The sequence below is a fragment of the Roseateles flavus genome (genome assembly GCF_039872765.1).
In the GTDB taxonomy this organism is placed as follows: Bacteria; Pseudomonadota; Gammaproteobacteria; order Burkholderiales; family Burkholderiaceae_C; genus Roseateles_B; species Roseateles_B flavus.
This window is the reverse complement of the sequence record NZ_JBDPZC010000003.1, coordinates 394223-419000: the sequence shown is the minus strand read 5'-3', so window position 1 is coordinate 419000 and position 24778 is coordinate 394223. Positions and strand designations below refer to the sequence as shown.

19 protein-coding genes are annotated in these 24778 nt (G+C 70.7%); 12 read left to right on the top strand and 7 right to left on the bottom strand.

Translation table 11 applies throughout. The annotated features are described in order from the left end of the window. Positions 1-53 precede the first annotated feature (53 nt). The 6 genes from ABDJ40_RS09745 (at position 54) to ABDJ40_RS09720 (ending at position 6870) form a co-directional block, all read left to right on the top strand. Positions 54-3017, top strand: coding sequence for a TonB-dependent receptor (locus ABDJ40_RS09745; RefSeq protein ID WP_347609120.1), 2964 nt, complete (start codon positions 54-56; stop codon positions 3015-3017). Between the two features lie 166 nt (positions 3018-3183). Then, positions 3184-4143, top strand: a complete 960-nt coding sequence (locus tag ABDJ40_RS09740; RefSeq protein WP_347609118.1) for a histone deacetylase family protein — start codon at positions 3184-3186, stop codon at positions 4141-4143. After that, positions 4140-4616, top strand: a complete 477-nt coding sequence (locus tag ABDJ40_RS09735; RefSeq protein WP_347609116.1) for an acyl-CoA thioesterase — start codon at positions 4140-4142, stop codon at positions 4614-4616. The genes ABDJ40_RS09740 and ABDJ40_RS09735 overlap by 4 nt, the downstream gene beginning before the upstream one ends. Next, a complete protein-coding gene (locus ABDJ40_RS09730; RefSeq protein ID WP_347609114.1) occupies positions 4613-5338 on the top strand; it encodes a nitroreductase in 726 nt (241 codons plus the stop codon). The genes ABDJ40_RS09735 and ABDJ40_RS09730 overlap by 4 nt, the downstream gene beginning before the upstream one ends. A gap of 8 nt (positions 5339-5346) precedes the next feature. After that, positions 5347-6318: a 2-hydroxyacid dehydrogenase gene (locus tag ABDJ40_RS09725; protein WP_347609112.1), complete on the top strand. Its 972-nt coding sequence runs from the start codon at positions 5347-5349 to the stop codon at positions 6316-6318. A 132-nt stretch (positions 6319-6450) separates the two neighbouring features. Beyond that, positions 6451-6870 carry a VOC family protein gene (locus ABDJ40_RS09720; RefSeq protein ID WP_347609110.1) on the top strand — a complete coding sequence of 140 codons (420 nt, stop codon included), beginning with the start codon at positions 6451-6453 and terminating at the stop codon, positions 6868-6870. Between the two features lie 13 nt (positions 6871-6883). On the opposite strand, the gene ABDJ40_RS09715 is transcribed toward ABDJ40_RS09720, so the two are convergent. Further along, complete coding sequence (locus ABDJ40_RS09715; RefSeq protein WP_347609108.1) at positions 6884-7930, bottom strand: RNA methyltransferase; 1047 nt, start codon at positions 7928-7930, stop codon at positions 6884-6886. 93 nt (positions 7931-8023) lie between these two features. Here ABDJ40_RS09715 and ABDJ40_RS09710 point away from each other — a divergent pair, with 93 nt between their 5' ends. The 4 genes from ABDJ40_RS09710 (at position 8024) to ABDJ40_RS09695 (ending at position 14542) form a co-directional block, all read left to right on the top strand. Continuing rightward, a complete protein-coding gene (locus ABDJ40_RS09710) occupies positions 8024-9523 on the top strand; it encodes a DNA recombination protein RmuC (RefSeq protein WP_347609106.1) in 1500 nt (499 codons plus the stop codon). Continuing rightward, positions 9520-10701 (top strand): MFS transporter, encoded by a 1182-nt coding sequence (locus ABDJ40_RS09705; RefSeq protein WP_347609104.1) that lies wholly within the window; start codon positions 9520-9522, stop codon positions 10699-10701. Before ABDJ40_RS09710 ends, ABDJ40_RS09705 begins: the two co-directional genes overlap by 4 nt. Positions 10702-10816: 115 nt before the next feature. Further along, positions 10817-11470: a FecR family protein gene (locus ABDJ40_RS09700; protein WP_347609102.1), complete on the top strand. Its 654-nt coding sequence runs from the start codon at positions 10817-10819 to the stop codon at positions 11468-11470. 39 nt (positions 11471-11509) lie between these two features. Further along, entirely contained in the window at positions 11510-14542 is a 3033-nt protein-coding gene (locus ABDJ40_RS09695; RefSeq protein WP_347609100.1) for an EAL domain-containing protein, read from the top strand. Between the two features lie 12 nt (positions 14543-14554). On the opposite strand, the gene ABDJ40_RS09690 is transcribed toward ABDJ40_RS09695, so the two are convergent. Further along, complete coding sequence (locus tag ABDJ40_RS09690) at positions 14555-15790, bottom strand: caspase family protein (protein WP_347609098.1); 1236 nt, start codon at positions 15788-15790, stop codon at positions 14555-14557. Positions 15791-15799: 9 nt separating this feature from the next. Continuing rightward, complete coding sequence (locus ABDJ40_RS09685) at positions 15800-16555, bottom strand: hypothetical protein (protein WP_347609096.1); 756 nt, start codon at positions 16553-16555, stop codon at positions 15800-15802. A gap of 173 nt (positions 16556-16728) precedes the next feature. Between ABDJ40_RS09685 and ABDJ40_RS09680 the strand changes: the two genes are divergently transcribed. Together ABDJ40_RS09680 and ABDJ40_RS09675 are read left to right on the top strand one after the other, a co-directional pair. Then, on the top strand, positions 16729-17475 hold the full coding sequence (locus tag ABDJ40_RS09680; protein WP_347609094.1) for a FecR domain-containing protein: 747 nt from the start codon (positions 16729-16731) through the stop codon (positions 17473-17475). Between the two features lie 217 nt (positions 17476-17692). Continuing rightward, entirely contained in the window at positions 17693-18040 is a 348-nt protein-coding gene (locus ABDJ40_RS09675; RefSeq protein ID WP_269629772.1) for a DUF192 domain-containing protein, read from the top strand. A gap of 358 nt (positions 18041-18398) precedes the next feature. On the opposite strand, the gene ABDJ40_RS09670 is transcribed toward ABDJ40_RS09675, so the two are convergent. The 4 genes from ABDJ40_RS09670 to ABDJ40_RS09655 form a co-directional block, all read right to left on the bottom strand. Continuing rightward, positions 18399-20435, bottom strand: a complete 2037-nt coding sequence (locus ABDJ40_RS09670; protein WP_347609092.1) for a M3 family metallopeptidase — start codon at positions 20433-20435, stop codon at positions 18399-18401. 83 nt (positions 20436-20518) lie between these two features. Next, on the bottom strand, positions 20519-21379 hold the full coding sequence (gene folD / locus ABDJ40_RS09665; RefSeq protein ID WP_347609090.1) for a bifunctional methylenetetrahydrofolate dehydrogenase/methenyltetrahydrofolate cyclohydrolase FolD: 861 nt from the start codon (positions 21377-21379) through the stop codon (positions 20519-20521). A gap of 70 nt (positions 21380-21449) precedes the next feature. Beyond that, on the bottom strand, positions 21450-22079 hold the full coding sequence (locus ABDJ40_RS09660; protein ID WP_183103233.1) for a response regulator transcription factor: 630 nt from the start codon (positions 22077-22079) through the stop codon (positions 21450-21452). Continuing rightward, positions 22076-24628: a PAS domain S-box protein gene (locus ABDJ40_RS09655; protein ID WP_347609087.1), complete on the bottom strand. Its 2553-nt coding sequence runs from the start codon at positions 24626-24628 to the stop codon at positions 22076-22078. The genes ABDJ40_RS09660 and ABDJ40_RS09655 overlap by 4 nt, the downstream gene beginning before the upstream one ends. Positions 24629-24778: the final 150 nt, after the last annotated feature.

Here is a 24778-nt window from a genome sequence, read left to right as displayed (position 1 = left end):
GGTCGGCCCGGCGGTGTGCGTCATGACATTCAAATCAGATGACAGGAACAACTATGTCCCAATCCAGAAAATGCCTGACCACGGCCGCCGTCCTGCGGCGTTCGGCACTGGCCATCGCCATGGGCGCCGCCCTGAGTGCCACGCCCGTGCTGGCCCAGCAGAGCGCCGGCTCCATCAACGGGCAGGCCCGCGCAGGTGACAGGATCACCATCGTGAACAAGGCCGTCGGCCTGACCCGCACGGTCACGGTCGACAAGGATGGCGGCTACGTGGTGAGCCAGCTGCCCCCGGGCGATTACCAGGTGGTGGTGACGCGAAGCGATGGCAGCACCCGCACGCAGACCGTTGCCGTGGTCCCCGGCAAAGGGTCGGTGGCTGACTTCAATGCCCTGGATCAAGTGATCGTGACCGGCTCGGCGGTCAAGACCATCGACATGAAGTCGACGGAAAGCGCCACCCTGCTGAACAAGGCGGACATCGACCGCATCCCCGTCGTGCGGGACGTCACCGCCATCGCCCTGCTGGCGCCTGGCGCGGTGCGCGGCGACGGTCGCATCGGCAACGTGCCTTCGCTGGGCGGTGCCTCGCCGGCCGAGAACGCCTACTACATCAATGGCTTCAACGTCACCAACATCGTCAACGGCATCGCCTTCAACTCGGTGCCCTTCGAAGGCATTGCCAACCAGCAGGTCAAGACCGGCGGCTATGGCGCGGAGTACGGCCGCTCGCTGGGCGGCGTGATCTCGGTGACGACCAAGCGCGGCACCGATGAATGGCACGGCGGCGTGAGCGCCAGCTTCGAGCCGGCCTCGCTGCGCGGGTCTTCCATCTACTTCAAGAACGCCAGCACCGACGCCTCGAAGTGGGGCGACTGGCAGGCCATGAACCGCCCGGGCGACTTCGACCGCCGCAAGGTGAGTGCCTACGCGGGCGGCGCGCTGGTCAAGGACACGCTCTACGGCTTCGGCCTGGTGCAGCTGCAGAACGAGCGCACGCGCTGGTACGGGATCAACACGCAGTACGACGAGACCAACAAGACCCCCCAGTACCTGCTCAAGCTGGACTGGAACGTCACCAAGAACAACCTGCTGGAGCTGACCGCCTTCAACGACAAGACGGAGCGCAACCGCGCCAACTTCAAGTCGCCCCAGGCCTACGAGACTGCGCGGGGTGACGACCTGGGCACCGACGTCTACACCACCGGCGGCGCGACCCAGATCCTCAAGTGGACCAGCTGGCTCACCGACGACCTCACCGTCTCCGCCCTGTACGGCGTGGGCCGCTACAGCCGCTCCTCCATCATCCCCAGCAGCGGTTGCGAGTACATCAGCGACGAGCGTGGCCCCGAGGCCATCCTGCGCGGCTGCTCCACCCAGACCACGGTCGGTGACCCGGCGGCCAAGGACAAGCGCACGGCCTATCGCTTCGACGTCGAGTACGCGCTCAACGCCAAGCACACGCTGCGCGCCGGCCTTGATTCCGAGGTCTATCTGACGCATGACGGCAGCGTGGCACCGGGCGCCTCCAAGTCCTGGTGGACCCTGACCACCCTGGCCGCGGGCGGCAAGCTGGCCAACGGCTACACCAATGCCACAGGGGCGACGCAGGACGTGGTCTCGGTGCGCTACTTCGAGAACGGTGGTGATTTCCGCACCGAGAACTCGGCCTGGTACATCGAGGACAACTGGCAGGCGACGAAGAACCTGCTGGTGAGCGTGGGCCTGCGCAGCGAGGCCTTCACGAACAAGAATGGTGACGGCGTTCCCTTCATCGACGTGAAGAACACCTACGCACCGCGCCTGGCCGCCGCCTGGGACGTGGCCGGCGACGGCAAGCTGAAGGTCTACTCCAACGTGGGCCGCTACTACATCCCGGTGTACGCGAACACCAACGTCCGCCTCTCCGGCAGGCAGGGTGACTGGACCGACTACTACCAGTTCGGCGGCAGCTTCAGTGCCGACAAGCTCGAGCTGCCGGCCCTCGGGGCCAAGCTGGGCGACCGCAAGATGAACTCGGACGGCACGGCCCCGGACCCCCGCACCATCGTCGACCCCAACATCAAGCCGATGTTCCAGGACGAGTTCATCATCGGCTTCCAGAAGGCCCTGGTGGAGCGCTGGTCCGGTGGCGTCAAGTACACCCACCGTGCGCTGAAGAACTCGATGGACGACGTCTGCGCCTTCGAAGGCGCCTACGACTGGGCCCGCAAGTCCGGCAAGTACACGGAAGCCCAGGCACGCCGCATCGGGAACACCATCCAGCGCTGCTTCCTGGCCAACCCCGGCAAGGACCTGACCGCCAATGTCGACCTCGACGGCAAGCACGAGCTGACGGCGGTGACCATCCCGGCCGAGGCGCTGCGCTTCCCCGTCAAGCCCAAGCGGACCTATGACGCGCTGGAGTTCACGGTCGAGCGCGCCTGGGACAAGAAGTGGAGCCTGCAGGGCTCCTACGTGCTGGCCTTCAGCAAGGGCACGACCGAGGGCTACGTCAAGTCGGACATCGGCCAGCGCGACGCCGGCATCGGCCAGGACTGGGACTACCCGGGCCTGATGGAAGGCTCCGATGGCTACCTGCCCAACGATCGCCGCCATACCTTCAAGCTGTGGGGCTCCTACGCCGCCACCGACGAATGGCGCCTGGGCGCGAACCTGATCCTGCAGAGCGGCCGCCCCCGCAACTGCCTGGGCACCTATGCCGGCACCATCGACACCCAGTCGATCAACTACGGCTCCACCTCGTTCTACTGCATGGGCAAGCTGACGCCGCGCGGTACCGCAGGGCGCCTGGACTGGACCAAGGAGCTGAACCTCCAGGCCACCTACACGCCTCGCGCGCTGAAGGGCATGACCTTCTCGGTGGACCTGCTGAACGTGTTCAACGCCCGCACGCCCGGCGCCATCGACGAGCAGTCGGACAACGGCATCAACTCGCCCCGTCCTGCCTATGGCCAGCCGGACGCCAACTCCGTGCAGCAGCCGCGCCGCGTGCGCCTGATGGCCCAGTACGAGTTCTGAGGGCCGGACCTCCGGTCCTGACCGGCTGAGGCCGGCTCCATGGAACACCCCGGCGACGCCAGTTGCCGGGGTGTTTTTTCGTTGGGGCGGTGGCGGCCGGCGCTCCGGGCGCGTTTGTGGCTAGGATGCCGCCATCTCCGCCCCGCCGGGCTGCCGCCCGATGCCCATGCAGGCCTTTCACTCCGACGCCCACGCCTTGCAGCTGCCCGCCCAGCACCGCTTCCCGCAGGCCAAGTACCGCCTGCTGCGGGAGCGCGTGGAGGCCGAACCCGGCGCGGTGTGGCTGTGCCCGGCGCCCGCGGCCAGCGAGGGCGAGCTGGCCCTGGCCCATGAGCCGGACTACATCGCCCGGGTGCTGGACGGCCGCCTTAGCGAGGCCGAGCAGCGCGAGATCGGCTTCCCCTGGTCGCCCGCCATGCCGGTGCGCTCGCGCCATTCGGTGGGCGCCACCATCGCCGCCGCCCGCACGGCCCTGAGCGAGGGCGTGGCCATGAACCTGGCCGGCGGCACCCATCACGCCTATGCCCACAAGGGCAGCGGCTACTGCGTGTTCAATGACGTGGCGGTGGCCGCCCGGCTGATGCAGGCCGAATGGCACGGCCGCCGGGGCAGCGCCTGCCCCGGCCTGCGGGTGCTGGTGATCGACCTGGACGTGCACCAGGGCAATGGCACCGCCGCCATCTTCCGGGACGACCCCAGCGTCTTCACCCTGTCCCTGCACGGCGCCCGCAACTTCCCCTTCCGCAAGGAGGCCAGCAGCCTGGATGTGGAACTGCCCGACGGCACCGCCGATGCGGCCTACCTGGCCGCGCTGGACGAGGCCCTGGCCGAGGTCGATCGACGCACGCAGGCGCACCCGCCCGGCCTGGCCTTCTACCTGGCGGGCGCCGATCCGCACGAGGGCGATCGGCTGGGGCGCCTGAAGCTCAGCGCGGCCGGCCTGCTGGCGCGGGACGAGCGCGTGCTGGACTGGCTCTGGCAGCGCCGCATCCCCGTGGCCCTGAGCATGGCCGGCGGCTATGGCGCGGACCTGGCCGCCATGGTGGAGGTGCAGTACGCGACGGTGCAGGCGGCGTCGCGCGCGTGGCAGCGCTGGCAGGACGCCGGTGGAACAATGGCCCGATGACGAACGCCGCCCCCGCCCCCGCCCCTGACGCGCGCCCCGGCCCCGAGCCCCGCAGCGCCTTCGCCCGCTTCATCCCGCTGAGCACCCGCTGGATGGACAACGACCTCTACGGCCACCTCAACAACGTCGTCTACTACAGCCTCTTCGATACCGCGGTGAACCAGTACCTGATCGAGCAGGGCGCGCTGGACCTGCACGGCGGCGAGGTGATCGGCCTGGTGGTGGAGACGCGCTGCAACTACTTCGAATCGCTGGCCTTCCCGCAGCGCGTGGAGGCCGGCCTGCGCGTGGCGCACCGCGGCCGCTCCAGCGTGCGCTACGAGATCGGCCTCTTCGCCGAAGGTGCGCCCTCGTGTGCGGCGCGCGGCCACTTCGTCCATGTCTACGTCGACCGCGAGACGCGCCGCCCCGTGCCGGCCCTGCCCGCGGCCTATCTGAACGCCCTGCAAGCCCTGGAAGGACTGCCCAAGTGAGTGCCAAGAACCCTGTCTTTGATCGACCCAGCCCCGAGGCCCAGGCGGCCGTGGACGAGGCCATCCGCACCCGCCATTCGATGCGCGCCTTCCTGGACATGCCCGTCCCGCGCGAGACCCTGGAGGACATCCTGCGCGTGGCCGCCCGCGCGCCCTCGGGCACCAACACCCAGCCCTGGCAGGTGCATGTGCTCACCGGCGCGGCGCTGAAGCGGCTCAGCGACCGCATCATGGCCGTCTATGACGACCCGCAGGAGCTGTCCACGCACCAGGAGGAGTACGCCTACTACCCGCGCGAATGGGTCTCGCCCTTCATCGACCGCCGCCGCAAGGTGGGCTGGGACCTCTACGGCCTGCTCAACATCACCAAGGGCGACAAGGCCCGCATGCACGAGCAGCACGGCCGCAACTACCGCTTCTTCGACGCGCCGGTGGGCCTGATCTTCAGCATCGACCGCGTGATGCAGCAGGGCAGCTGGCTGGACTACGGCATGTTCCTCGAGAACATCATGATCGCCGCCCGCGGCCGCGGCCTGCACACCTGCCCGCAGGCGGCCTTCACCCAGTTCCACCGCCTGATCGCCGAGGAGCTGAAGTTCGGGCCCGAGCAGATGCTGGTCTGCGGCATGGCCCTGGGCTACGCGGACCCGAACGCCATCGAGAACAGCCTGGTGACCGAGCGCGCCGCGCTGGACGAGTTCGTCCGCTTCCTGGATCAGTGAGGCCCCTGATGAGCCCCAACAAGCCGGCCGTCTTCGTGGCCCGCCGCATCTTTGCGGACATCGTCGAGCGCCTGCGCGAGCATGCCGAGGTCGAGGAGACCGACAGCGACGAGCCCCTGCCCCCCGAGGCGCTGGTCCGGCGCCTGCAGGGCAAGGCGGGCCTCTTCGCCACCGGCACCGAGCGCATCGACGCCGCGCTGCTGGACGCCTGCCCGCAGCTGCGCGCCGTCTGCCTGATGACCGTGGGCTACAACAACGTGGACCTGGCCGCCTGCACCGCGCGCGGCGTGCGTGTCAGCAACGCCCCGGACGTGCTGACCGAGACCACGGCCGACTTCGGCTTCGCGCTGATGATGGCCGCCGCGCGGCGCATCAGCGAATCCGAGCGCTACCTGCGCGAAGGGCAATGGAAGCAGTGGCATGTGGACCTGCTGGTGGGCGCGGACCTGCATGGCAGCACCCTCGGCGTCCTGGGCATGGGCCGCATCGGGCAGGCCATTGCACGGCGCGGGGCGCTGGGCTTCGGCATGTCCGTGCTCTATCACAACCGCAGCCGGCTCGCGCCGGAAGTGGAGCAGCCGCTGGGGGCGTGCTGGGTCAGCAAGGAGGACCTGCTGCGCCGGAGCGACCACCTCGTCATCGTGCTGCCCTACAGCCCCGAGGCGCACCACCTCATCGGTGCGGCCGAGCTGGCCCTGATGAAGCCCTCGGCCACGCTGACCAATGTGGCGCGCGGCGGCATCGTCGACGACGCCGCTCTGGCCGAGGCCCTGCAGGCCGGGCGCCTGGCCGCGGCAGGCCTGGACGTGTTCGAGGGCGAGCCCGCCGTGCACCCGGGCCTGCTGGCCTGCCGCAACGTGGTGCTGACGCCGCACATCGCCAGTGCCTCCATCCCCACGCGCCGCGCCATGTGCGATCTGGCAGTGGACAACCTCATCGCCGCGCTGACCGGCGGGACGATGAAGACGGCGCTGAACTGAGCCAGGCCAGGGCGCCGATGTCCCTGGCGGCAAGGACGCCGGCAGGGTCTCGTCGGCGCCCGTCTCCGAATCGGGTTATACCGGGCGGGGGCGCAAGGCCCCGAACCCCGAACCTGAGGAAGGAGACTCCCCATGATTGCCTACCTGAGCTTTGACGGCCGCTGCGACGAGGCCCTGGACTTCTACGCCGCCGCCCTGGGCGGCCGCAAGACCATGCGCTCTACCTACGGCGAGGCGCCGCCGGCCCCCGAGCGCCCGCCCACGCCGGACGAATGGAAGGGCCGCATCATGCATGCCCGCATCGAGGCGCAAGGCCTGACCCTCATGGGCTCGGACATGCCGCCGGGCATGCCCTTCGAAGGCTACAAGGGCTTCAGCCTGACCGTCTCGGCCCACGAGCCGGCCGAAGGCGAGCGGCTCTTCCAGGCCCTGTCCGTCGGAGGCCAGGTGACCATGCCCTATGGCCCCACCTTCTGGTCGCCCGGCTTCGGCATGCTGACGGACCGCTTCGGCGTGCCCTGGATGGTCAACTGCGAACCTGCGGCCGCCTGATCCTCGCGCCTCTTCAGCCTGCCTTGCGCATCACGCGCACCGCCACCGAGCCGTCCAGCGTGCGGGCCCGCAGCTGGCCGCAGCCGCCGTCCACCTCCTGGCCGGCGGAGTTGCGCAGCTTGGTCAGCACGCCGCGCCGGTGCAGCTGGCGGGCGATCTCGGCGGCGCGCTCCCAGGCCGGGCGCTTGAAGGGCAGCTCGGGCACGCTGTTGTAGGGAATCATGTTGAGCACGCCATAACGGCCCTTGAGCAGGCGCACGATGCCGTCCAGCTCGTCCTCGCCGTCGTTGACGCCCTCGATCAGGGTCCATTGATACTGGATGGGATAGCCGCTGAGCCGCGCATAGCGCTCGCCCTCGGCCACGATCTCCTCGGGCGTGAGGCGCGGCGCGCGCGGCAGCAGCTGCTCGCGCAGCGCGGCCTTGCTGGTGTGAAGAGAGAGCGCAAGCGCCGGCTTCACCGGCCCTTGCGGCAGACGCTCGAAGACGCGCGGGTCGCCCACGGTCGAGAAGACCAGGCTCTTGTGGCCGATGTTGCCGGCGGTGCCCAGCAGCTCGATGGCCTCCATCACGTGCTCCAGGTTGTGGGCCGGCTCGCCCATGCCCATGAACACGACCTTCTTCACCGGCCGCTGCCGCCGTCCGAGCACGACCTGCGCCACGATCTCGGCGCTGGTGACCTGGCGCAGCAGCCCGTAGCGGCCCGTCATGCAGAACTGGCAGCCCACCGCGCAGCCCACCTGGCTGGACACGCACAGCCCATCCCGCGGCAGCAGCACGCTCTCGACCGTCTGGCCGTCGCCCAGCTCGACCAGCAGGCGCTTGGAGCCGTCCTCGGCCGGGTGCTCGCTCTGCACGCGGGCGAGGGCGTCCAGCTCGGCCTCCAGCGCGGGCAGTGCCTCGCGCAGGGTCTTGGGCAGGAAGTCCTCGATGGGGCGCTTGGTGGTGGCCTGGGGCAGGGCCTGGCTCCAGAGCCGCAGCACGCGGTGCTCGTGCCTGGGCAGGGCGCCGAGGGCGCGCAGGCGGTCCCGGATGTCTTGGATGCTTTGGATGGACGGCATGTTGAGAGGCGGATTTTACGGGGCGGCCCGCGCCTGTTCGCACAGCAGGTGGGGCCCGAGGCGCCGGGCCCGGCTGCCTGAGACAATCGGCCCATGACGCTTGCCGAACTGCTCCTGCTGGCCTGCCTGGCCCTCCTCCTCGTCCTCGTCGTGCTGGCCCTGCGCCAGAAACAGGCCCCGGAGTCCCCGCAGCTGCAGGCCCTGCTGCAGGGCCAGGACGCCCAGGGCCGCCTGACCGAGCGCCTGGAGCGCGAGCTGCGCGAGGAGCTGCAGCGCGGCAGCACCGCCCTGCGCCAGGAGACCCTGGGCCAGCTGGCCCAGTTCCAGCAGGCACTGATGGGCCAGAGCGGCGACGCCGTGCGCACGCAGAACGAGCAGATCGACAGCCTGCGCGTGCAGCTGGCCAGCCTGCAGACGGCGCTCTCCCAGGGCCTGCAGGCCACCACGCAATCGCTGGCCGCGCAGGCGCTCGCCGCCCGCGAGGCCCAGGACGCCGCCGCGCTGCGCAGCAGCCAGTCCCAGGCCGAGAGCCTGGCCCAGCTGGCGCAAGGGCTGCGCGAACAGCTGCAGCAGCTGCAGCAGGGCAATGAGCAGCGCCTGGCCGAGCTGCGCCTGACGGTGGAGCAGCGCCTGCAGTCCATCCAGCAGGACAACGAGAAGAAGCTCGAGCAGATGCGCGCCACGGTCGACGAGAAGCTGCACGCCACGCTGGAGCAGCGCCTGGGCGAGAGCTTCAAGCAGGTGGCCGACCGCCTGGAGCAGGTCCACAAGGGCCTGGGCGAGATGCAGAACCTGGCCCGCGACGTCGGCTCGCTCAACCGCGTGCTGACGAATGTGAAGACGCGCGGCATCTTCGGCGAGGTCCAGCTGGCCGGCCTGCTGGAGCAGGTCTTCACGCCCGAGCAGTACGCGTCCAACGTGGCCACGCTGCCGGGCTCGAGCGAGCGCGTGGAGTTCGCCATCAAGCTGCCGGGCCAGCGCGCGGACGGCGTGCCGCTGTGGCTGCCCATCGACGCCAAGTTCCCCCGCGAGGACTACGAACGCCTGCTCGAGGCCCAGGACCGCGCCGACGCCGCCGGCGTCGAACAGGCCGCCAAGGCCATCGAGACGCGCCTGCGCCTGGAGGCCCGCACCATCCGCGAGAAGTACATCGCCCCGCCGCACACCACCGACTTCGGCATGCTCTTCGTGCCCACGGAAGGGCTCTACGCCGAGGCGTTGCGCCGCCCGGGCCTGGTCGAGTCCCTGCAGCGCGAGCACAAGGTGATGCTGGTGGGACCCACCACGCTGCTGGCCACCCTGACCAGCCTGCAGATGGGCTTCCGCACGCTGGCGCTGGAGAAGCGCTCGGCCGAGGTCTGGGAGGTGCTGGGTGCCGTCAAGACTGAGTTCGGCAAGTTCGGCGAGGTGCTGGCCAAGACCAAGAAGAAGCTGGATGAGGCCAGCAACACCATCGAGGCCGCCGAGGTCCGCACCCGCGCCATGAACCGCCGGCTCAAGACCGTCGAGGCCCTGCCGGAGGACAGCAGCCAGCGTCTGCTGGCCCTGGGCCTGGCGGAAGGATCCGAGGCGGCCGAGGACGAGCCTGCATGACGGAGCCCGCCCCGGCCTCCGCCTCACCCGCCCCGCTGAGCCGCGCCTTTCCCTGGGTCATCGCCAGCCTGATTGCCGTTCATGCCTGCATGGCCGTCACGCGCGTCGCGGCCAGCCTGTGGGTGCTGCGCGAGGGGCACGGCGAATGGGCGGTGGGTGTGCTGCTGAGCCTCTTCGCGGTGGCGCCCATCGCGCTCTCGCTCTGGGCCGGTCGCCTGGCGGATCGCCATGGCTTTCACCGGCCCGTGGGGCTGGGGGTCTGCATGGCGCTGGCCGGCGCGCTGGTGGCCTGGGCCTCGCTGCAGCTGTGGGCCATCGCGCTGAGCTGCCTGCTCAGCGGCGGCGCGGTGGCCGTGGCCGCTGTGGCCATCCAGCGCGAGGCCGGGCTGATGGCCAGCGGCCCCTCGGAGCTCAAGAAGGTCTTCAGCTGGGTGGCGCTGGGACCGGCCCTGTCCAATGCCATCGCCCCGGTCGTGACGGGCCTGCTGATCGACCACGCCGGCTTCCGCTGGGCCTTTGCCCTGGCCGTGCTCATGCCCCTGGTGGCCTGGTGGATCGCCCGCCAGGTGCCGCGCCATGTGCCCGTGCCGCATGCCGGCGCGGCACGCCAGCGCCCGGCCTGGGCCCTGCTGAAGCAGCCGGCCCTGCGCCGCCTGCTGATGGTCAACATCGTGCTGTCGGCCTGCTGGGACGCGCACAGCTTCGTCGTGCCCGTGGTCGGCCACGGCAAGGGGCTCAGCGCCTCCAGCATCGGCCTGGTGCTGGGCTCCTTCGCGGTCGCCGCCACCTGCGTGCGCCTGGCCATCGCCCGCTGGGGCGAGACCCTGGACGAGCTGCGCGCCCTGCGCTGGGCCATGGGCCTGGCCATGCTGATGCTGGCGGTCTACGCCTGGCTGCCGGGCACGCCGGGGCTGATGTTCGGCTCGGCCCTGCTGGGTCTGGCCCTGGGCTCGGTGCAGCCCATGGTGCTGTCCATGCTGCACCGGGTGACGCCGCATGACGCCCACGGCCAGGCGCTGGGCCTGCGCATGCTCATGGTCAACGCGGCCACGGTGAGCATGCCTACCGGCTTCGGCCTGCTCGCCGCCGCCACGCTGAAGGCCGCGCCCATGTGGCTGATGGCGGTGATGCTGGGCGGCGCGCAGTGGCTGGCGCGCGGCATCCGCATCAAGCCCTGAGCCACGCACACGGGACAGCGCAGCGCAGCGCCGGCGGCGCTGGCGCTTGTCGGCCCGCCGCCCGCTGGCTAGCATGGACCGCAGCCCCGCTGGCATGACGGGGCAGGAGCCGGACATGCGGACTTCACGTCGCCGGGACCCGGGCGCGGCAGCGCCCTGCGCTGGCGCCCTCTGGCTCGCCGCCTGCGCCTGCCTCTGGACGGCTGGCGCCTTCGCCCAGGGCGCGGGCCCCATGATCGGCGAGGTGCTGGTGCTCAAGGGCGAGGCCTGGATCGATGGCCATCCGCTGCGCGCGGGCGATCGCCTCCAGGCCGGCGCCACCGTGCGCACCGGCCAGCCCGGCCGCCTGCGACTGCGCTTCGAGGATGGCTCGGTGCTGGTGCTCAGCGATGCCACCGAGCTGCGCCTGGAGCAATGGACGCCCTCGGGCGCGGGCGCCCGCCAGGCCCGCCTGTGGCTGTCGCTGGGGCTGATCGGCCAGGCGGTGCGACCGCAGGCCGGCGGCACCTGGCAGGTGCGCACGCCCTCCGCGGTGACGGCGGTGCGGGGCACCGAGTTCGTGGTGGAGGTGGACGCCAGCCGCAAGACGGCCGTCCACGTGCAGACGGGGGCGGTGGCCGTGGATCCGGCGGGCGCGTCGTCAGGACCCACGCGGCTGCTGAACCAGCCGGCGCAGGGCACGGACTGCCGCGTCGACGCCGGCTGCAGCGAGGTCAAGACCTGGCCCCAGGCGCGCGTCCTTGCCCTGCAGGACCGCCTGGACTTCTGAGCGCCGCGTCGACTGAAGGCCGGCCATCAAGGACATCGCATGCATGCCGCACAAGCTTCGCACGCCGGCCGCCCCGGCCGCTGGCACCAGGCCGGCGGGCAGCTGCTGCTGGCGGCCCTGGTGGGTCTGCTGTGCCTGCTGCTGTGGTCGCAGCGCGCGCAGTGGCCGCTGCTGCAGCGTCTGGACCGCCTGCTGCTGGACGCCCAGCTGCAGCTGCGCGGCCCCCTGCAGCCCCAGGCGCCCATCACGCTGGTGGCCGTGGATGACCGCAGCCTGCAGGCCCTGGGTCGCATCGTGCCCGACCGCGCCCAGCTGGCCCAAGCCCTGGCCCCCATCGCCCAGGCCCGGCCCCGCGCCCTGGCCCTGGACACCCTGCTGCTGGCGCCCGCCGCCGATCCTGCCGACGATGAGGCCCTGGCCGCGGCGATGACTCAGGTCGGCACGGTGCTGCTGCCCTTTGCCCTGCCCGCCGAGCTGGAGGCTGGCGAGCAGGCCGTCGAGCCGGACGAGGCCGTGCTGCGCAGCGCCTTCACCCGCTATGCCGGCGACGCGGCCCAGCTGTTCCAGGCCTGCACCCTGCGCCAGCCCTTGCCGCTGCTGGCCCGCGCGGCGGCGGCGCTGGGTCATGTCAGCGTGCAGCGTGGCGTGGACGGCGCCGTGCCCTTCGACCTGCCGGTGCTGGCCTACGAGGGCGAGCTCTACCCCTCGCTGGCGCTGCGCCTGGCCGGCGCGTCGCGCGGCCTGGACTGGGCGCAGGCCCGGGCGCAGCTGGGCGAGGCCGTGCTGTGGCAAGACCTGACCCTGCCGCTGGATGCGCTGTCCCGGCAGTGGATCAACTACTACGGCCCGGCCGGCCGCTTCGAGCAGATCAGCTTCATCGACCTGCTGGAGGGCCGCGTGCCGCCCGAGCGCCTGCACGACCGCATCCTGCTGCTAGGCAGCACGGCCCTGGGCGCGGGTGACGCCTTCCCCAGCCCTTTCGACGGCGGCCTGCCGGGCGTCGAGCGTCTGGCGACTGCGGTGGACAACCTGCTGAGCCAGCGCGTGCTGCGCCACCCGCCGCTGGCCGCGCTGATGGAGATGGGCCTGATGCTGGGCCTGCCCCTGCTGGTGGGCCTGAGCCTGGCGCGGCTGGGCCTGTGGCGCGCCTATGCGCTGCAGGCCGTCCTGCTGCTGGCGCTGGCCCTGGCCCTGCAGTGGGGCCTGGCGCGCCACCATGTGCTGGACCTGGGCCTGCCGCTGCTGAGCCTGGTGCTGGCCTCGCTGGGCGCCATCTTCATCCGGGGCCTCAGCGAACAGGCCCGGCGCCGCCAGGCCCTGCAGGCCTTGCGTGAGAGCGAGCAGCGCTATGCCCTGGCCGCCCGCGGCGCCAACGACGGGCTGTGGGACTGGGACCTGGTCCATGGCAGCGTGCACTTCTCGCCGCGCTGCCTCGCCCTGCTGGGCCTGGCCGCAGATGAGGCGCAAGGCATCGACACCCTCGGCAAGCCCCTGGCGCCGGCTGCGCGGGAAGGGCTGCAGGCCGCCATCGAGGCCCATCTGCAGGGGCGCAGCCTGCAACTGCACCAGGTGCTGCAGTTCGAGCAGGGCGGCCAGCAGCGCTGGCTCCTGCTCAAGGGCGCGGCCATTCGCGAGCCGCGCGGCGGGCGGGCGCTGCGCATGGCGGGCTCGCTGAGTGACATCAGCGAGCAGCAGCGCCTGCAGCAGCAGCTGAGCCACGACGCCCTGCATGACCGCCTCAGCGGCCTGCCCAACCGCACGGCCTTTCGCACCCAGCTGGCTCAGATGATGAGCCTGGCTCCGGGCCGGCGCGAGCTGGGCCTGCTGATGCTGGGCCTGGACGAGTTCCGCAGCTTCAACGAGGTCCACGGCCCCCTGGCCGGTGACGAGGTGTTGCGCCAGCTGGCCCGGCGCCTGCGCGAGGCCGAGGTGATGGCGCGTGCACAAGGGCAGGGCCTGCTGTTGGCCCGGCTGTCGGGCGACGAGTTCGGCCTGGGCTTCAGCGGGCCGCTGGAGCCGGGCGGTGGCGCCCCCGGTGGCTGGCCCGTCTGGGCGCTGCAGCAGCTGGCGGCCCCCTTCGAGATCGGTGCGACGCCGGTGTCCATGGGCGGCGACACCCCGGCCCTGCCGGTGCAGCAGGTGCAGCTGCAGGCCTGCGTGGGCTGGGCGCACCAGGCCCAGGGGCCGGGGGAGGTCGACGAGCTGCTCGCCGCCGCCGAGTCCGCCCTGGCCCGGGCCAAGTCCCAGGGGCCCGGCCATCTGCATGCCTTCGATGCGGCCGAGCAGCTGGTCGAGCACTCACGGCGCTGGATGCGCGAGCAGATCGAGCGGGCCCTGCAGGAAGGCGGGCAGTTCCAGCTGCACTACCAGCCCTTCATCCGCCTGTCCGATCGCCGCCTGCTGGGCTTCGAGGCCCTGCTGCGCTGGCAGCATCCCGAGCGCGGTCTGATCATGCCGGGGGACTTCATCCCCGTGGCCGAGGCCAGCGGGCAGATCGCCGCCATCGGCCGCTGGACCCTGCTGGAGGCCGCGGCGCAGCTGCAGCGCTGGGCCGCGCAGGGCTTCCAGGGCGAGATCGCGGTGAATGTCTCCGGCGTGCAGCTGGAGCGCGAGGACGAGCTGCTGCGCGACGCCCGCGACACCCTGGCCGCGCTCGGTGCCGTGCCCGCCCGGCAGCTCAAGCTGGAGGTCACCGAGAGCATGGCCATGGCCAACCCCACCCGCAGCGCCGAGCTGCTGCGTCAGCTCTCCGTGATGGGCTTCAAGCTCTCCATCGACGACTTCGGCACCGGCTACTCCTCCCTGGCCTATCTGCACCGCTTCCCCTTCGACACGCTGAAGGTCGACCGCAGCTTCGTGATGCGCCTGGCCGCCGGTCTGGAGGCGCAGGAGATCGTGCGGACCATCGTGGGCCTGGCCCTGGCCCTGGGCAAGCAGACTCTGGCCGAGGGGGTGGAGGACGAGGCGCAGGCCGAGCTGCTGGCCCGGCTCGGCGTGCAGGTGGGGCAGGGCTGGCTCTTCGCCAAGGCCCTGCCGGAAGCCCAGGCCACAGCATGGCTGGCCCGCGCCTGAGCCGGCCCGGCCTCAGAGGCGGTCCTGGCCGCGTGCCATGGTGCTGAGCAGGCGCGGCGTCTGCGTCAGCCGGCCGGCGCTGACCTGGCGGGCCAGCTGCGCGGTCAGGCGCTCGGCATCGGCAAAGGCCTCCTGCAGCAGGCCCTGGCGCTGCTCCAGGCATTCGAACAGCAGCTGGGTGAAGAAGGAACCGCGCAGGCGCCGGCCGCTGCGCAGGGGGCTCTCGAAGCTGCCCTCGCGTGGGGGCGGACCCAGAGCCAGCTCGCCGGGGCTGGTGGCCGTCAGCAGGGTGTAGCGCGAACGCTGGGCACGCGCCGTGGCGGCCCACGGCTGCAGGGCGATGCCCTCGCGCTGCTCCGCCAGGCCGGCGGGCAGGGGCTCCAGGCGCAGGGACTGCAGCATCTCGCCGCTGTAGCAGGTGTCGATGAGGGCGCGGGTCTGGCGGCTGGGCCGCTGGGCCAGGTCCTGCAGCAGGCTGTCCCGCACGCTGCTGCGCTGCAGGCGCAGCAGGTACTCGGCGGCGTCGCGGCTGCGTGGCCCCAGCGCATCGCCGGAGTCGTAGGCCACGATGGACATGCGCCGGTCGTCTCCGCCCGCCGGCCCGGGCAGGGGCAGGGCGCCGTGGCTGGAGACGTAGATGAAGAGCTCGTCGTCGCTGCCCAGCGCGCGGCCGAGGGCGGCGATGGCCGACTCGATGGCGTTGCGCGTGGCCTCGGGCCCGAGCAGCGCGGTGGTCTCGTAGCCGGCCCGGGCGAGGTACTGCTGCACGCGGCGGGCGTCGTCCTCGCCCTGCAGTGGTCGCAGGTGGCGATCGTCCAGGAACTGGTTGATGCCGATCAGCAGGGCGCGCCGGCGCGAGGGCGGCGCCTGACGCTGGCGGGCCTGGGCATGGGCCTGCAGGGCCAGCGCCGCCTCGCGTTCCCAGCGCCGCTCGGTGATGTCCTCCGGATAGAAAGGCGAGACCGCCGCCGGCCCCAGCAGGGCCTGGGCCAGCACGAAGGCGGTCTCCACCTGTTCCTCGCTGGCATAGCGGCCCTGCAGCTGCGCGCGACCGACGGCGTCCCGGGCCACGCGGGCCTCGGCCAGGCCTTCGGCGCGCAGCCGGGCCTGCAGCTGCGCCAGCTGGGGTTCGCTCAGCTGATGAGCCAGGTAGGCCCGCTCGTAGCCGCGCACCTGCTGGGGCGAGACGCAGCCCGCCAGCGGCAGCAGGGGCAGCGAGGTGAGGGCCAGCAGCGCGCGGCGTCGCATCGCCCGGCCTCAGATCACCTGGACCTGCGCCTGCGCGCTGGAGGCCGGCAGCTCGCCGGCGCGGATGCGGAACTCGAGCCGGTAGACCGTGCCCAGCGGCGCGTCCTTGGGGATGGGCAGGCGCACGAGGTCCAGGTGCTCGCCCGGCGGCAGCACGCGCTGCTCCTGGGCCTGGGCGGGCAGGGGCAGGGCGCTTTCCTGGCCCTCCACCACGGCGAAGAGAAGGCGCTCGATCTGCACGGCGGCCTCGGCACCGTCGGGCGTCAGCAGGATGAAGCGGCTGCGCACCTCCACCGCGCTGTCAGGCCGCGCCTGGGCGGGCATCTCGACCCGGGTGCTGCGGGCCAGCAGGCCCTGCTCTGGCCGGTAGTCTGTCTCGCGTGCCAGGGCGTCGACGTCCTGGCCGCGCTCCAGGCGGGACTCGGGCAGCCACTCCGGGTGCTTCCTGAAGCAGGTCGCGGCGGCATTGAAATAGGCCGAGGCCAGGCCGAGGGCGCCGCCGGTGCCGGCTCCCACGCTGACGCTGACGCCGCCGCGCTCGTTGCTGCGGTCCTCGCTGCGCCGACCCAGGTGCACGCCCAGGCCTCCCAGCGCGCCCAGCAGACCGCCCAGCAAGCCGCTGCCGCGCTGCTGGCCGCGTATGCACTGGTCCAGCGCCGCATTGGCCGACTGCTGGGCCTGCAGGGGCGGCGAGGCGACCATCGCCAGCAGCAGGGCCGCGAGGAGCGCGCTGCGCAGCAGGCGCGGTGCGGGTGAGGCGTTCATGCGGGCACCTCCGGCCAGATCTCTGGCGAGCTGCGGGAATTCTGCGCCCGCGCAGCGCGCCGCGGCAAGGCGGCGATGGCAGGGAAACCGGCGACATCGCCCCCCGCATTGGCGGCCTGCGCAGCCGCGGGCGAGCGGGCTAGACTTGCCGCAGTCCCCTGCAGGAGAAGTCCATGCGCCTCGTGCCAGTTTTCTTGTGGACGCCCATGCCCGGCCAACCTGCGCCTCGGGCCGCGCTGGCCGCCTTGGCTCTGCTGGCCCTGCTGGGCTGGGCCGGCCCGGCCGCGGCAACGGAGCCGTCCACCGCGGCCTGCGAGGTGCGCTCGCTCAAGGGCAGCGCGCAGTGGCAGCAGGGCACCCGGCAGGGCGCCGTGCAGGCGGGCCTGGCAGTGCCGGTGGGCATGGAGCTGCGCACGGCCAAGGGCGCCCGCCTCAAGCTCCACTGTGCAGACGACTCCGTGCTCGTGATGGCCGAACAGAGCCGCCTGCTGGTCGAGCACTTCGAGGCGATGGCGGGCCAGCCGCGCATGGCCAGCTTCCTGCTGAAGCTGGGCCTGCTGGGCCAGAAGGTGGCCCCGGTGGCCGGCGGCCACTGGCAGGTGCGTACGCCCAGCGCCGTCACCGCCGTGCGCGGCACGGAATTCCTGGTGGAGGTGGACGGCCGCCAGGCCACCCAGGTGCATGTGCTCAGCGGCGAGGTGGCGGTAGAGTCCCGCGAGCCGCCCGACGGCAGCGCCGCAGCCAGCGAGCCCTTCAGCAGCAAGGGCGTGCAGGCCCAGTGGCGGGGCGAGGCCGGACCCGGCATCGTGCTGCAGCCCGGGCAGGGCGGCGTGCGCTGCCAGCAGGGGCGCAGCTGCGCCCAGGGCCGGCGCGACGAGGCTGCGCTGCAGCGCCTGCAGCAGCGTCTGGCGCTGGACTGAAGCCCGGGTCCGCGGCGCTGTCATCTGCCCTCCACATTCCCTTACCTCTGTTCACCGCTGCTGACGGACAGCGCGGGAGGGCCACGCTATCTTCCCTCTCCCGCCGGCACGTCCGCGGGAACGCGGCAGCCGGGGAGGGCTGCCTGAGAGCAAGGCCTTGCCGCACAGGGGCTCGAGAGAGAAGCCCCGGCGCAGGACGCAGCGAGGAGAGACTGGAATGGCCACGATTGCCCTGCATGTGGACGGGCAGGCAACGCCCTATCACGTGCACAAGACCCTGCCCTGGTGGCGGCGTCCCATCGGAGAACCCCTGCCCACCTACGGGCAGGCCAAGAGCTACGGGCTGTGGATTGCGCCCAGCCGAACCCTGTCCACCTGGTGGATGAACCAGGCGGTGGACGCCGTCTTCCTGAACGCCGACGGCACGGTGGCGCGCATCGTCACCGGCGTGCGGCCCTGGCGCACCGTGCGCTGCCAGCAGGCGCGCTCCGTGCTCAAGCTCCGCGCCGGCATGGCGCGCCGCCTGGGCCTGGAACCGGGAACGGCGCTGGACCTGGCGAGCTGAGCCTTCCGCCCCGGGGGGCGTGCGAACCGGGTCTTCCATGCGCACGCTCCAGGCCGAGCGACTCAAACCGCTCCCGCTGTTCCATGACCCGCTTTTCGGTGACCCCGAATACCGTGTCATGTAGTCCGTGTCACGTCTTGCGTGCCACGTATCAGGCGTCCGTCAGACCGGGCCCACCAGACCGGGTCCATCCAACCGGCCCCATCCCACAAGCCCGTCGAGCTGATCCCGGCGGCAGGCTCCCGCCCACAGGGCTTTCGGCCACAGCATCCATCCCATGGGGCCATGCCGCCGGTCCGGCGTGCCCCGTGCCTGCCTGCGCACTGCGTGCCCGGCAGGCGCGGCGCGGAGCGCCCGCTCAGGCCGCCATGCCCTGGTGGCGCAGCAGGGCGTCGATGCTGGGCTCGCGGCCGCGGAAGGCCTTGAAGTTGTCCATGGCGTCGCGCGAGCCGCCCACCTCCAGGATGTTCTCCAGGTAGCGCTGGCCCACGGCCGGGTTGAACACGCCTTCTTCCTCGAAGGCACTCCAGGCATCGGCCGAGAGCACCTCGGCCCACTTGTAGCTGTAATAACCTGCAGAATACCCGCCCGCAAAGATGTGCGAGAAGCTGTGCTGGAAGCGGTTGAAGGCCGGCGGCGGGTTGACGGAAATTTCGGCGCGCACCTGGTCCAGCACCTGCTGGATGCGGGTCTCGCTGCCGGGTTCGGCATGCAGGCGCATGTCGAAGAGCGCGAACTCGATCTGGCGCAGGGTCTGCAGGCCGGCCTGGTAGTTCTTGGCGGCCACCATCTTGTCGTAGAGGCTGCGGGGCAGGGGCTCGCCGCTGTCCACATGGCGGGACAGCTGCTGCAGCACCTCCCACTCCCAGCAGAAGTTCTCCATGAACTGGCTGGGCAGCTCCACGGCGTCCCACTCGACGCCGGAGATGCCGGAGACGCCGGCTTCTTCAACCCGCGTCAGCAGGTGATGCAGGCCATGGCCGACTTCATGGAAGAGGGTGGTGACGTCGTCATGCGTGAGCAGGGCGGGCTTGTCACCCACCGGCGACGCGAAGTTGCACACCAGGTGCGCTACCGGCAGCTGCAGCGAACCCTCGGGGCGGCGCCAGCGGCCGCGCACCTCGTCCATCCAGGCGCCGGGGCGCTTGCCGGTGCGGGCGTAGAGGTCCAGGTAGACCTGGCCGATCAGCTGACCCTGGCGCTCCAGGCGGTAGAAGCGCACGGACTCGTGCCAGACCTCGGCCGTGTCGGCGATCAGGCGCACGCCGAAGACGCGCTCCAGGATGCTGAACAGGCCCTCCAGCACACGAGGGAGGGTCAGGTATTGCTTCACCTCCTGGTCGCTGAAGGCGTAGCGGGCCATCTTCAGCTTCTCGGAGACATAGGCCTGGTCCCAGGCCTGCAGCTGGCCATCGGGGAACTCGGCGGCCAGCTGCTCGCGGGCGAAGGCGCGCAGAGCGTCCAGGTCACGCTGGGCATGGGGGCGGGCCTTGGCGGCCAGCTCGCGCAGGAAGGCCATCACCTGGGCCGGCGACTCGGCCATCTTGGCCACGAGGGACACCTCGGCGTAGTTGGCATAGCCCAGCAGCGCGGCCTCTTCCTGGTGCAGGGCCAGCATCTCCTGCATCAGGGCGCTGTTGTCCCACTCGGGCTTGTCGCCCAGCTCGCTGGCGCGGGTGACGTAGGCACGGTAGACGCGTTCGCGCAGCGGCCGGTGGCTGGCGTACTGCATCACCGGCAGGTAGCAGGGGAAGTGCAGGGTGATCTTGTGCAGGCCGGGCTTGCCGTCAGCCTCGGCGGCCTGGGCGGTCTGGGCCAGCACGTCGTCCGGCACGCCGGCCATCTCGGCGGGGCTGGCGTAGTGCACCCAGCCGTCGGTGGCGTCCATCACGTGCTCGCTGAAGGCCTGGCCCAGCTCGGCGGCGCGCTCCTGGATGGCGGCGAAGCGGGTCTTGGCCTCGCCGTGCAGGTCGGCGCCGGAGAGCACGAAGTCGCGGATCCAGTGGCGCAGGGCCTGCTGGCGCGCGGGGTTCAGCGTCGCCCCCTGCGCCCGCTGGATGGCCTTGTACTTGGCGAACAGCGTCTCGTCGGCGCCCAGGCTCGTGTAGAACTCGGTGACGGCCGGCAGCATGGCGTTGTAGGCCTCGCGCAGCTCGGGCGTGTTGGCCACCGAGTTCATGTGGCTGACGGCGCCCCAGGACACCGACAGGCGCTCCGTGGCAATGCTCAGCACGCGCTCGAGGGTGTCGAAGTCCGCCGGCGTGGTGTCCGCGGTCGCCTCGGCCTGGGCCCGGCGGGCGGCCTCCAGCAGTTCGCTGATGGCCGGCTGGATGTGCTCGGGGCGGATGCTCGCGAAGGCGGGCAGGGGGGCGGTACTGAGCAGCGGGTTGTTCACGGGTTCTCCCTGGGCGCTGGGCCTCTTGCGGTGTCTCGGGTGCTCTTGCGGTGCAGCTGCCAGCTGCGGCGGCGCTCAGGCGCTCAGCGGCCTGCCGCCACCCGCTCGGCCGACTCCATGGTGTTGACCAGCAGCATCGTGATGGTCATAGGGCCGACGCCGCCGGGCACGGGCGTGATCCAGCCCGCCACCTCGCGCACGCCGTCGAAGTCCACGTCGCCGCAGAGCTTGCCTTCGTCGTTGCGGTTCATGCCCACGTCGATCACCACGGCACCAGACTTGACCATATCCGCAGTCAGCACATTGCGCTTGCCCACCGCGGCAACGACCACATCGGCCTGGCGGGTCATGGCGGCGAGGTCCGCCGTGCCGCTGTGGCAGACGGTGACGGTGGCATTGGCCTGCAGCAGCATCAGGGCCATGGGCTTGCCCACGATGTTGGAGCGGCCGATCACCACGGCATGCTTGCCGCGCAGGTCCTTCATGCCGATGCTCTCCAGCATCTTCATGCAGCCGTAGGGCGTGCAGGCCTTGAAGCCGGCTTCACCGACCATCAGCGCACCGGCCGAGGCCACGTGGAAGCCGTCGACATCCTTCAGGGGCGAGATGGCCTCGATGACCTTGTGGTCGTCGATGTGGTCAGGCAGGGGCAGCTGCACCAGGATGCCGTGGATGGACGGGTCGTTGTTGAGGGCCTCGACGCGGGCCAGCAGCTCGGCCTCGCTCATCGTGGCCTCGTACTTCTCCAGCACCGAATGGAAGCCCACGTCTTCGCAAGCCTTGACCTTGTTGCGCACATAGACCTGGCTGGCCGGGTTGTCTCCGACCAGGATCACGGCCAGGCCGGGCTTGATGCCCTTCGGTGCGAGGGCGGCGGCGCGCTGCGCCACCTCGGTGCGAAGTTGCTTGGAGAGGGCGACGCCGTCGATGAGGGTTGCGGTCATGGGGGAAAGGCTCCGGAGAATGCAAAAAGCCGCTGGAACTTCAGCGGCTTTCCTGGGATGGGGTGAAGCTTCAGGCCTTGGCCTGGGCCGAGGCGCCCAGGGCGATCTTGAGCAGATCGGCCACGGTGTTGGCGTTGAGCTTCTCCATGATGTTGGCGCGGTGCGCCTCCACGGTCTTGATGCTGATGCCCAGGTCGTCGGCGATCTGCTTGTTCAGGCGGCCGGCGACGATGCGCTCCAGCACCTGGGCTTCACGGGTGGTCAGGCGCGACAGCAGGGCCTCGCGGCTGGCCGCTTCCTGGTGCTGCGAGAACTCCACGCGGGCCTGCTCCAGCATGCGCTCGACGAGGGCCAGCAGCTCCTCTTCCTTGAAGGGCTTCTCGATGAAGTCCATCGCACCCTTCTTCATGGTGTTGACGGCCATGGGCACGTCACCATGGCCGGTGATGAACACGGCGGGCAGGGGGCTCTTGCGCTCCAGCAGCTTGTCCTGGAGGTCCAGGCCGCTCATGCCGTCCATGCGCACGTCGGTGATCAGGCAGGCCACTTCACGCGGGTCGTAGCGGCTCAAGAAGGACTCGGCGGAATCGAAGCACTTCACGCGGTAGTCCTTGCCTTCCAGCAGCCATTGCAGGGAATCGCGCACCGCTTCATCGTCATCGACAACGTAGACGGTACCCTTCTTCGGAATCAGGCTCATGGTGTCTCTGCAGTGTTTTGGGCTGTGCCCGGCGCCTCGTGGCGCGGGATTTCGACGGGGATGGTGAAGGCGAACCTGCACCCCACGATCGCCGAGCCATTGTATAAGTTCTCGGCACGGATCCGGCCCTGGTGGGACTCCACGATGGACCGGCATAACCCTAGTCCGATGCCCATGCCATCGGCCTTGGTCGAGAAGAAGGCCTCGTACATGCGCTCGATGACTTCCTCGGGCAAACCCGGGCCCATGTCGGTCACCGAGAACTCGATATTGGCCCCCAGCTCCGGCGTGTGCTTGGGCACCACGCGCAGCTCGATGTGGCGGCGCGAGACCGGCAGGCCGGCGTTGTCGATGGCCTCGGCGGCGTTCTTCAGCAGGTTCATCAGCACCTGCTCGATCAGGATGGGATCCACCAGCAGCGTGGGCAGGCGCTGGGCCACGTAGGTGTGGATGGCCACATTGCGCCGGCGCAGTTCGATGCCCGCGAGCTCGACCGCATCCTCGACGATGTCATGCGCCTGCGAGGGCGCGCGCTGCGGTTCGCTGCGCTTCACGAAGTTGCGGATGCGGTGGATGATCTGCCCCGCGCGCTGCGCCTGCTTGGCGGTCTTCTCCAGCGCGGCCAGCAGGTCGTCCTTGCCGATCTGGTCATTGCGTACGCGCGAGACCATGCCATTGCAGTAGTTGGTGATGGCGGTCAGTGGCTGGTTCAGCTCGTGCGCCACGCTGGAGGCCATCTCGCCCATGGTCATCAGCCGGCTGGTGACCTGGGCCTTCTCGGCCTGCTGGGCGGCCTGCTCCTCGGCGCGGCGGCGTGCGGTGATGTCGGTCGCGATGAGCATCTGGGCCAGGCGGCCGTCGGTCCACTGCAGGTAGCGGGCGCGCACGTCGAACCACATCTCCAGGCTGTCGATGTAGACCTCGCGCGGGTCCGAGCCCACTTCCATCAGCGGCTGGGCGGGCAGGCCGGAGTAGTCGTCGACCTCTTCATCGTGGTCCGGGTCCTCCTTGCTGCGGCCCAGCTTGCCGCCGGCCAGCATGGCATGGCCTTTCGGATCGGCGCCGAACCAGAGACGGTAGCTGCGGTTGGCGAAGAGCAGCTCGCCCTGCTGGACCGACAGCACGGACACGGCCGCGTCCAGGCCTTCCAGCACGGTGGTGAAGCGCTCGTGCGAGGCCGAGAGCTGGTCGCGCACGCGCTTGGCCTCGGTGATGTTGGTCATCGAGGTCATCCAGCCGGTCTGCTTGCCCTTGGGGTCGATCAGGGGCGAGACGTACATGCGGGCATCGAAGGTGGTGCCGTCCTTGCGCATCACCTTCACCTCGGCGCCGCCGGCCGGGCTGCGGCCCTGGATCTCCTGCTGCAGCAGCCGGGCGTTCTCTTCGTAGCGATCGGGCGGCCAGTAGGGGAAGGGCGGCTTGCGGCCGATCAGCTCGCCTTCCGAGAAGCCCGTCATCGCGCAGAACGCGGGGTTCACGTAGGAGATGCGCGATTCCATGTCCATGGCGCGCATGCCGGTGAGCATGGAGTTCTCCATGGCCCGGCGGAAGTTGGTCTCGTTGATCAGGGCGTTCTGGGCCTGCATGCGACGGCGCATGTGCTTCCAGGTGCCCAGCAGCATCCAGACGGTCAGCACCGAGAGCGCCACCACCATCCAGAACAGGGTGTTGGAGATGAGGCCGACCGAGGTGCGGTAGCCCTGGCCGCGCAGCACCAGACCGTTGAAGGCCGGTGCCAGTGGCACCTCGTGGAAGATGGAGGGCTTCTTGAGCTTCTGCCCCGGCATGGGGGTGACGGTGCTGGCCACGATCATGTCGCGCGAGTCCAGCACCGCGATGGCGTGGCGCACGGCGACGTCAGAGGGCACGTAGTAGCGCAGCAGGCCCTCCACGGTGTACTCGGCGATCAGCACGCCGGAGAAGCCGGTGCGGTCGATCAGGGGCACCTGGACCTGGAAGACCATGGTGTTGTTGGCGTCGCTGAAGGCCTGGGAATAGGCCGGCTGGCGGCGCTCCTTGACCAGCTGGAAGGCGCTTTCCGCGGCGCTGCCCGGATGGCCCGCCGGCATGGACGGATCACTGCCTTCCAGGGCCATGAGGCTGTCCGCCTGGTAGCCCGCGGCGCTGACGCTGGCCCGCCGCTCGCGGCGGTTGTTGAGCCAGGTGACGTGGGTGATCTCGGGCCGGTCCCGGGCCCAGGTGCTGGCCTGGGTGTTGAAGTCATGGGTATCGGTGGCGCGGGTGGCGATCTCCCGGGCGATGCGCACCAGCTGCTCCTGGTTCTCGATCAGGCGCAGCTGGATCTGCTTCTGGGCGATCTCGGTGTCGCGCTTGACGGCCTCCTGCTCGCGCTCGATTTCCTCGTTACGCAGATACCAGAAGGCCAGGATGATGGCCGCCAGGAACAGGAGCACCGAGATCAGCGGGCCGAGGGTGGCGAAGCGGTCCTGTCGGGAGGGGGACTGGCGGCGCCACCAGGTGGTGGCCAGCAGGCGCAGGGGTTGGGACCAGCGGCGCAGCTGGGCCTTGAGATCGAAACGCGAAGACATGGGGCGGATTATCCCGTCCAGCGTGGGGGCGGGGCAGCGAGCAATCCCTTTGAATTTCATTATGTGAAACGCTATCGCACGATTTGGAAAAATTGGCCCTGCTGTGCGACACTCCGGCCGGAACATTGGCGGGCCCCGGGATTGCTGCGT

Coding starts and splice junctions, on each gene's coding strand:
- ABDJ40_RS09745 (WP_347609120.1), top strand. CDS start 54: ATGTCCCAATCCAGAAAATGCCTGACCACGGCCGCCGTCCTGCGGCGT.
- ABDJ40_RS09740 (WP_347609118.1), top strand. CDS start 3,184: ATGCAGGCCTTTCACTCCGACGCCCACGCCTTGCAGCTGCCCGCCCAG.
- ABDJ40_RS09735 (WP_347609116.1), top strand. CDS start 4,140: ATGACGAACGCCGCCCCCGCCCCCGCCCCTGACGCGCGCCCCGGCCCC.
- ABDJ40_RS09725 (WP_347609112.1), top strand. CDS start 5,347: ATGAGCCCCAACAAGCCGGCCGTCTTCGTGGCCCGCCGCATCTTTGCG.
- ABDJ40_RS09720 (WP_347609110.1), top strand. CDS start 6,451: ATGATTGCCTACCTGAGCTTTGACGGCCGCTGCGACGAGGCCCTGGAC.
- ABDJ40_RS09715 (WP_347609108.1), bottom strand. CDS start 7,930: ATGCCGTCCATCCAAAGCATCCAAGACATCCGGGACCGCCTGCGCGCC.
- ABDJ40_RS09710 (WP_347609106.1), top strand. CDS start 8,024: ATGACGCTTGCCGAACTGCTCCTGCTGGCCTGCCTGGCCCTCCTCCTC.
- ABDJ40_RS09705 (WP_347609104.1), top strand. CDS start 9,520: ATGACGGAGCCCGCCCCGGCCTCCGCCTCACCCGCCCCGCTGAGCCGC.
- ABDJ40_RS09700 (WP_347609102.1), top strand. CDS start 10,817: ATGCGGACTTCACGTCGCCGGGACCCGGGCGCGGCAGCGCCCTGCGCT.
- ABDJ40_RS09695 (WP_347609100.1), top strand. CDS start 11,510: ATGCATGCCGCACAAGCTTCGCACGCCGGCCGCCCCGGCCGCTGGCAC.
- ABDJ40_RS09690 (WP_347609098.1), bottom strand. CDS start 15,790: ATGCGACGCCGCGCGCTGCTGGCCCTCACCTCGCTGCCCCTGCTGCCG.
- ABDJ40_RS09685 (WP_347609096.1), bottom strand. CDS start 16,555: ATGAACGCCTCACCCGCACCGCGCCTGCTGCGCAGCGCGCTCCTCGCG.
- ABDJ40_RS09680 (WP_347609094.1), top strand. CDS start 16,729: ATGCGCCTCGTGCCAGTTTTCTTGTGGACGCCCATGCCCGGCCAACCT.
- ABDJ40_RS09675 (WP_269629772.1), top strand. CDS start 17,693: ATGGCCACGATTGCCCTGCATGTGGACGGGCAGGCAACGCCCTATCAC.
- folD (WP_347609090.1), bottom strand. CDS start 21,379: ATGACCGCAACCCTCATCGACGGCGTCGCCCTCTCCAAGCAACTTCGC.
- ABDJ40_RS09660 (WP_183103233.1), bottom strand. CDS start 22,079: ATGAGCCTGATTCCGAAGAAGGGTACCGTCTACGTTGTCGATGACGAT.
- ABDJ40_RS09655 (WP_347609087.1), bottom strand. CDS start 24,628: ATGTCTTCGCGTTTCGATCTCAAGGCCCAGCTGCGCCGCTGGTCCCAA.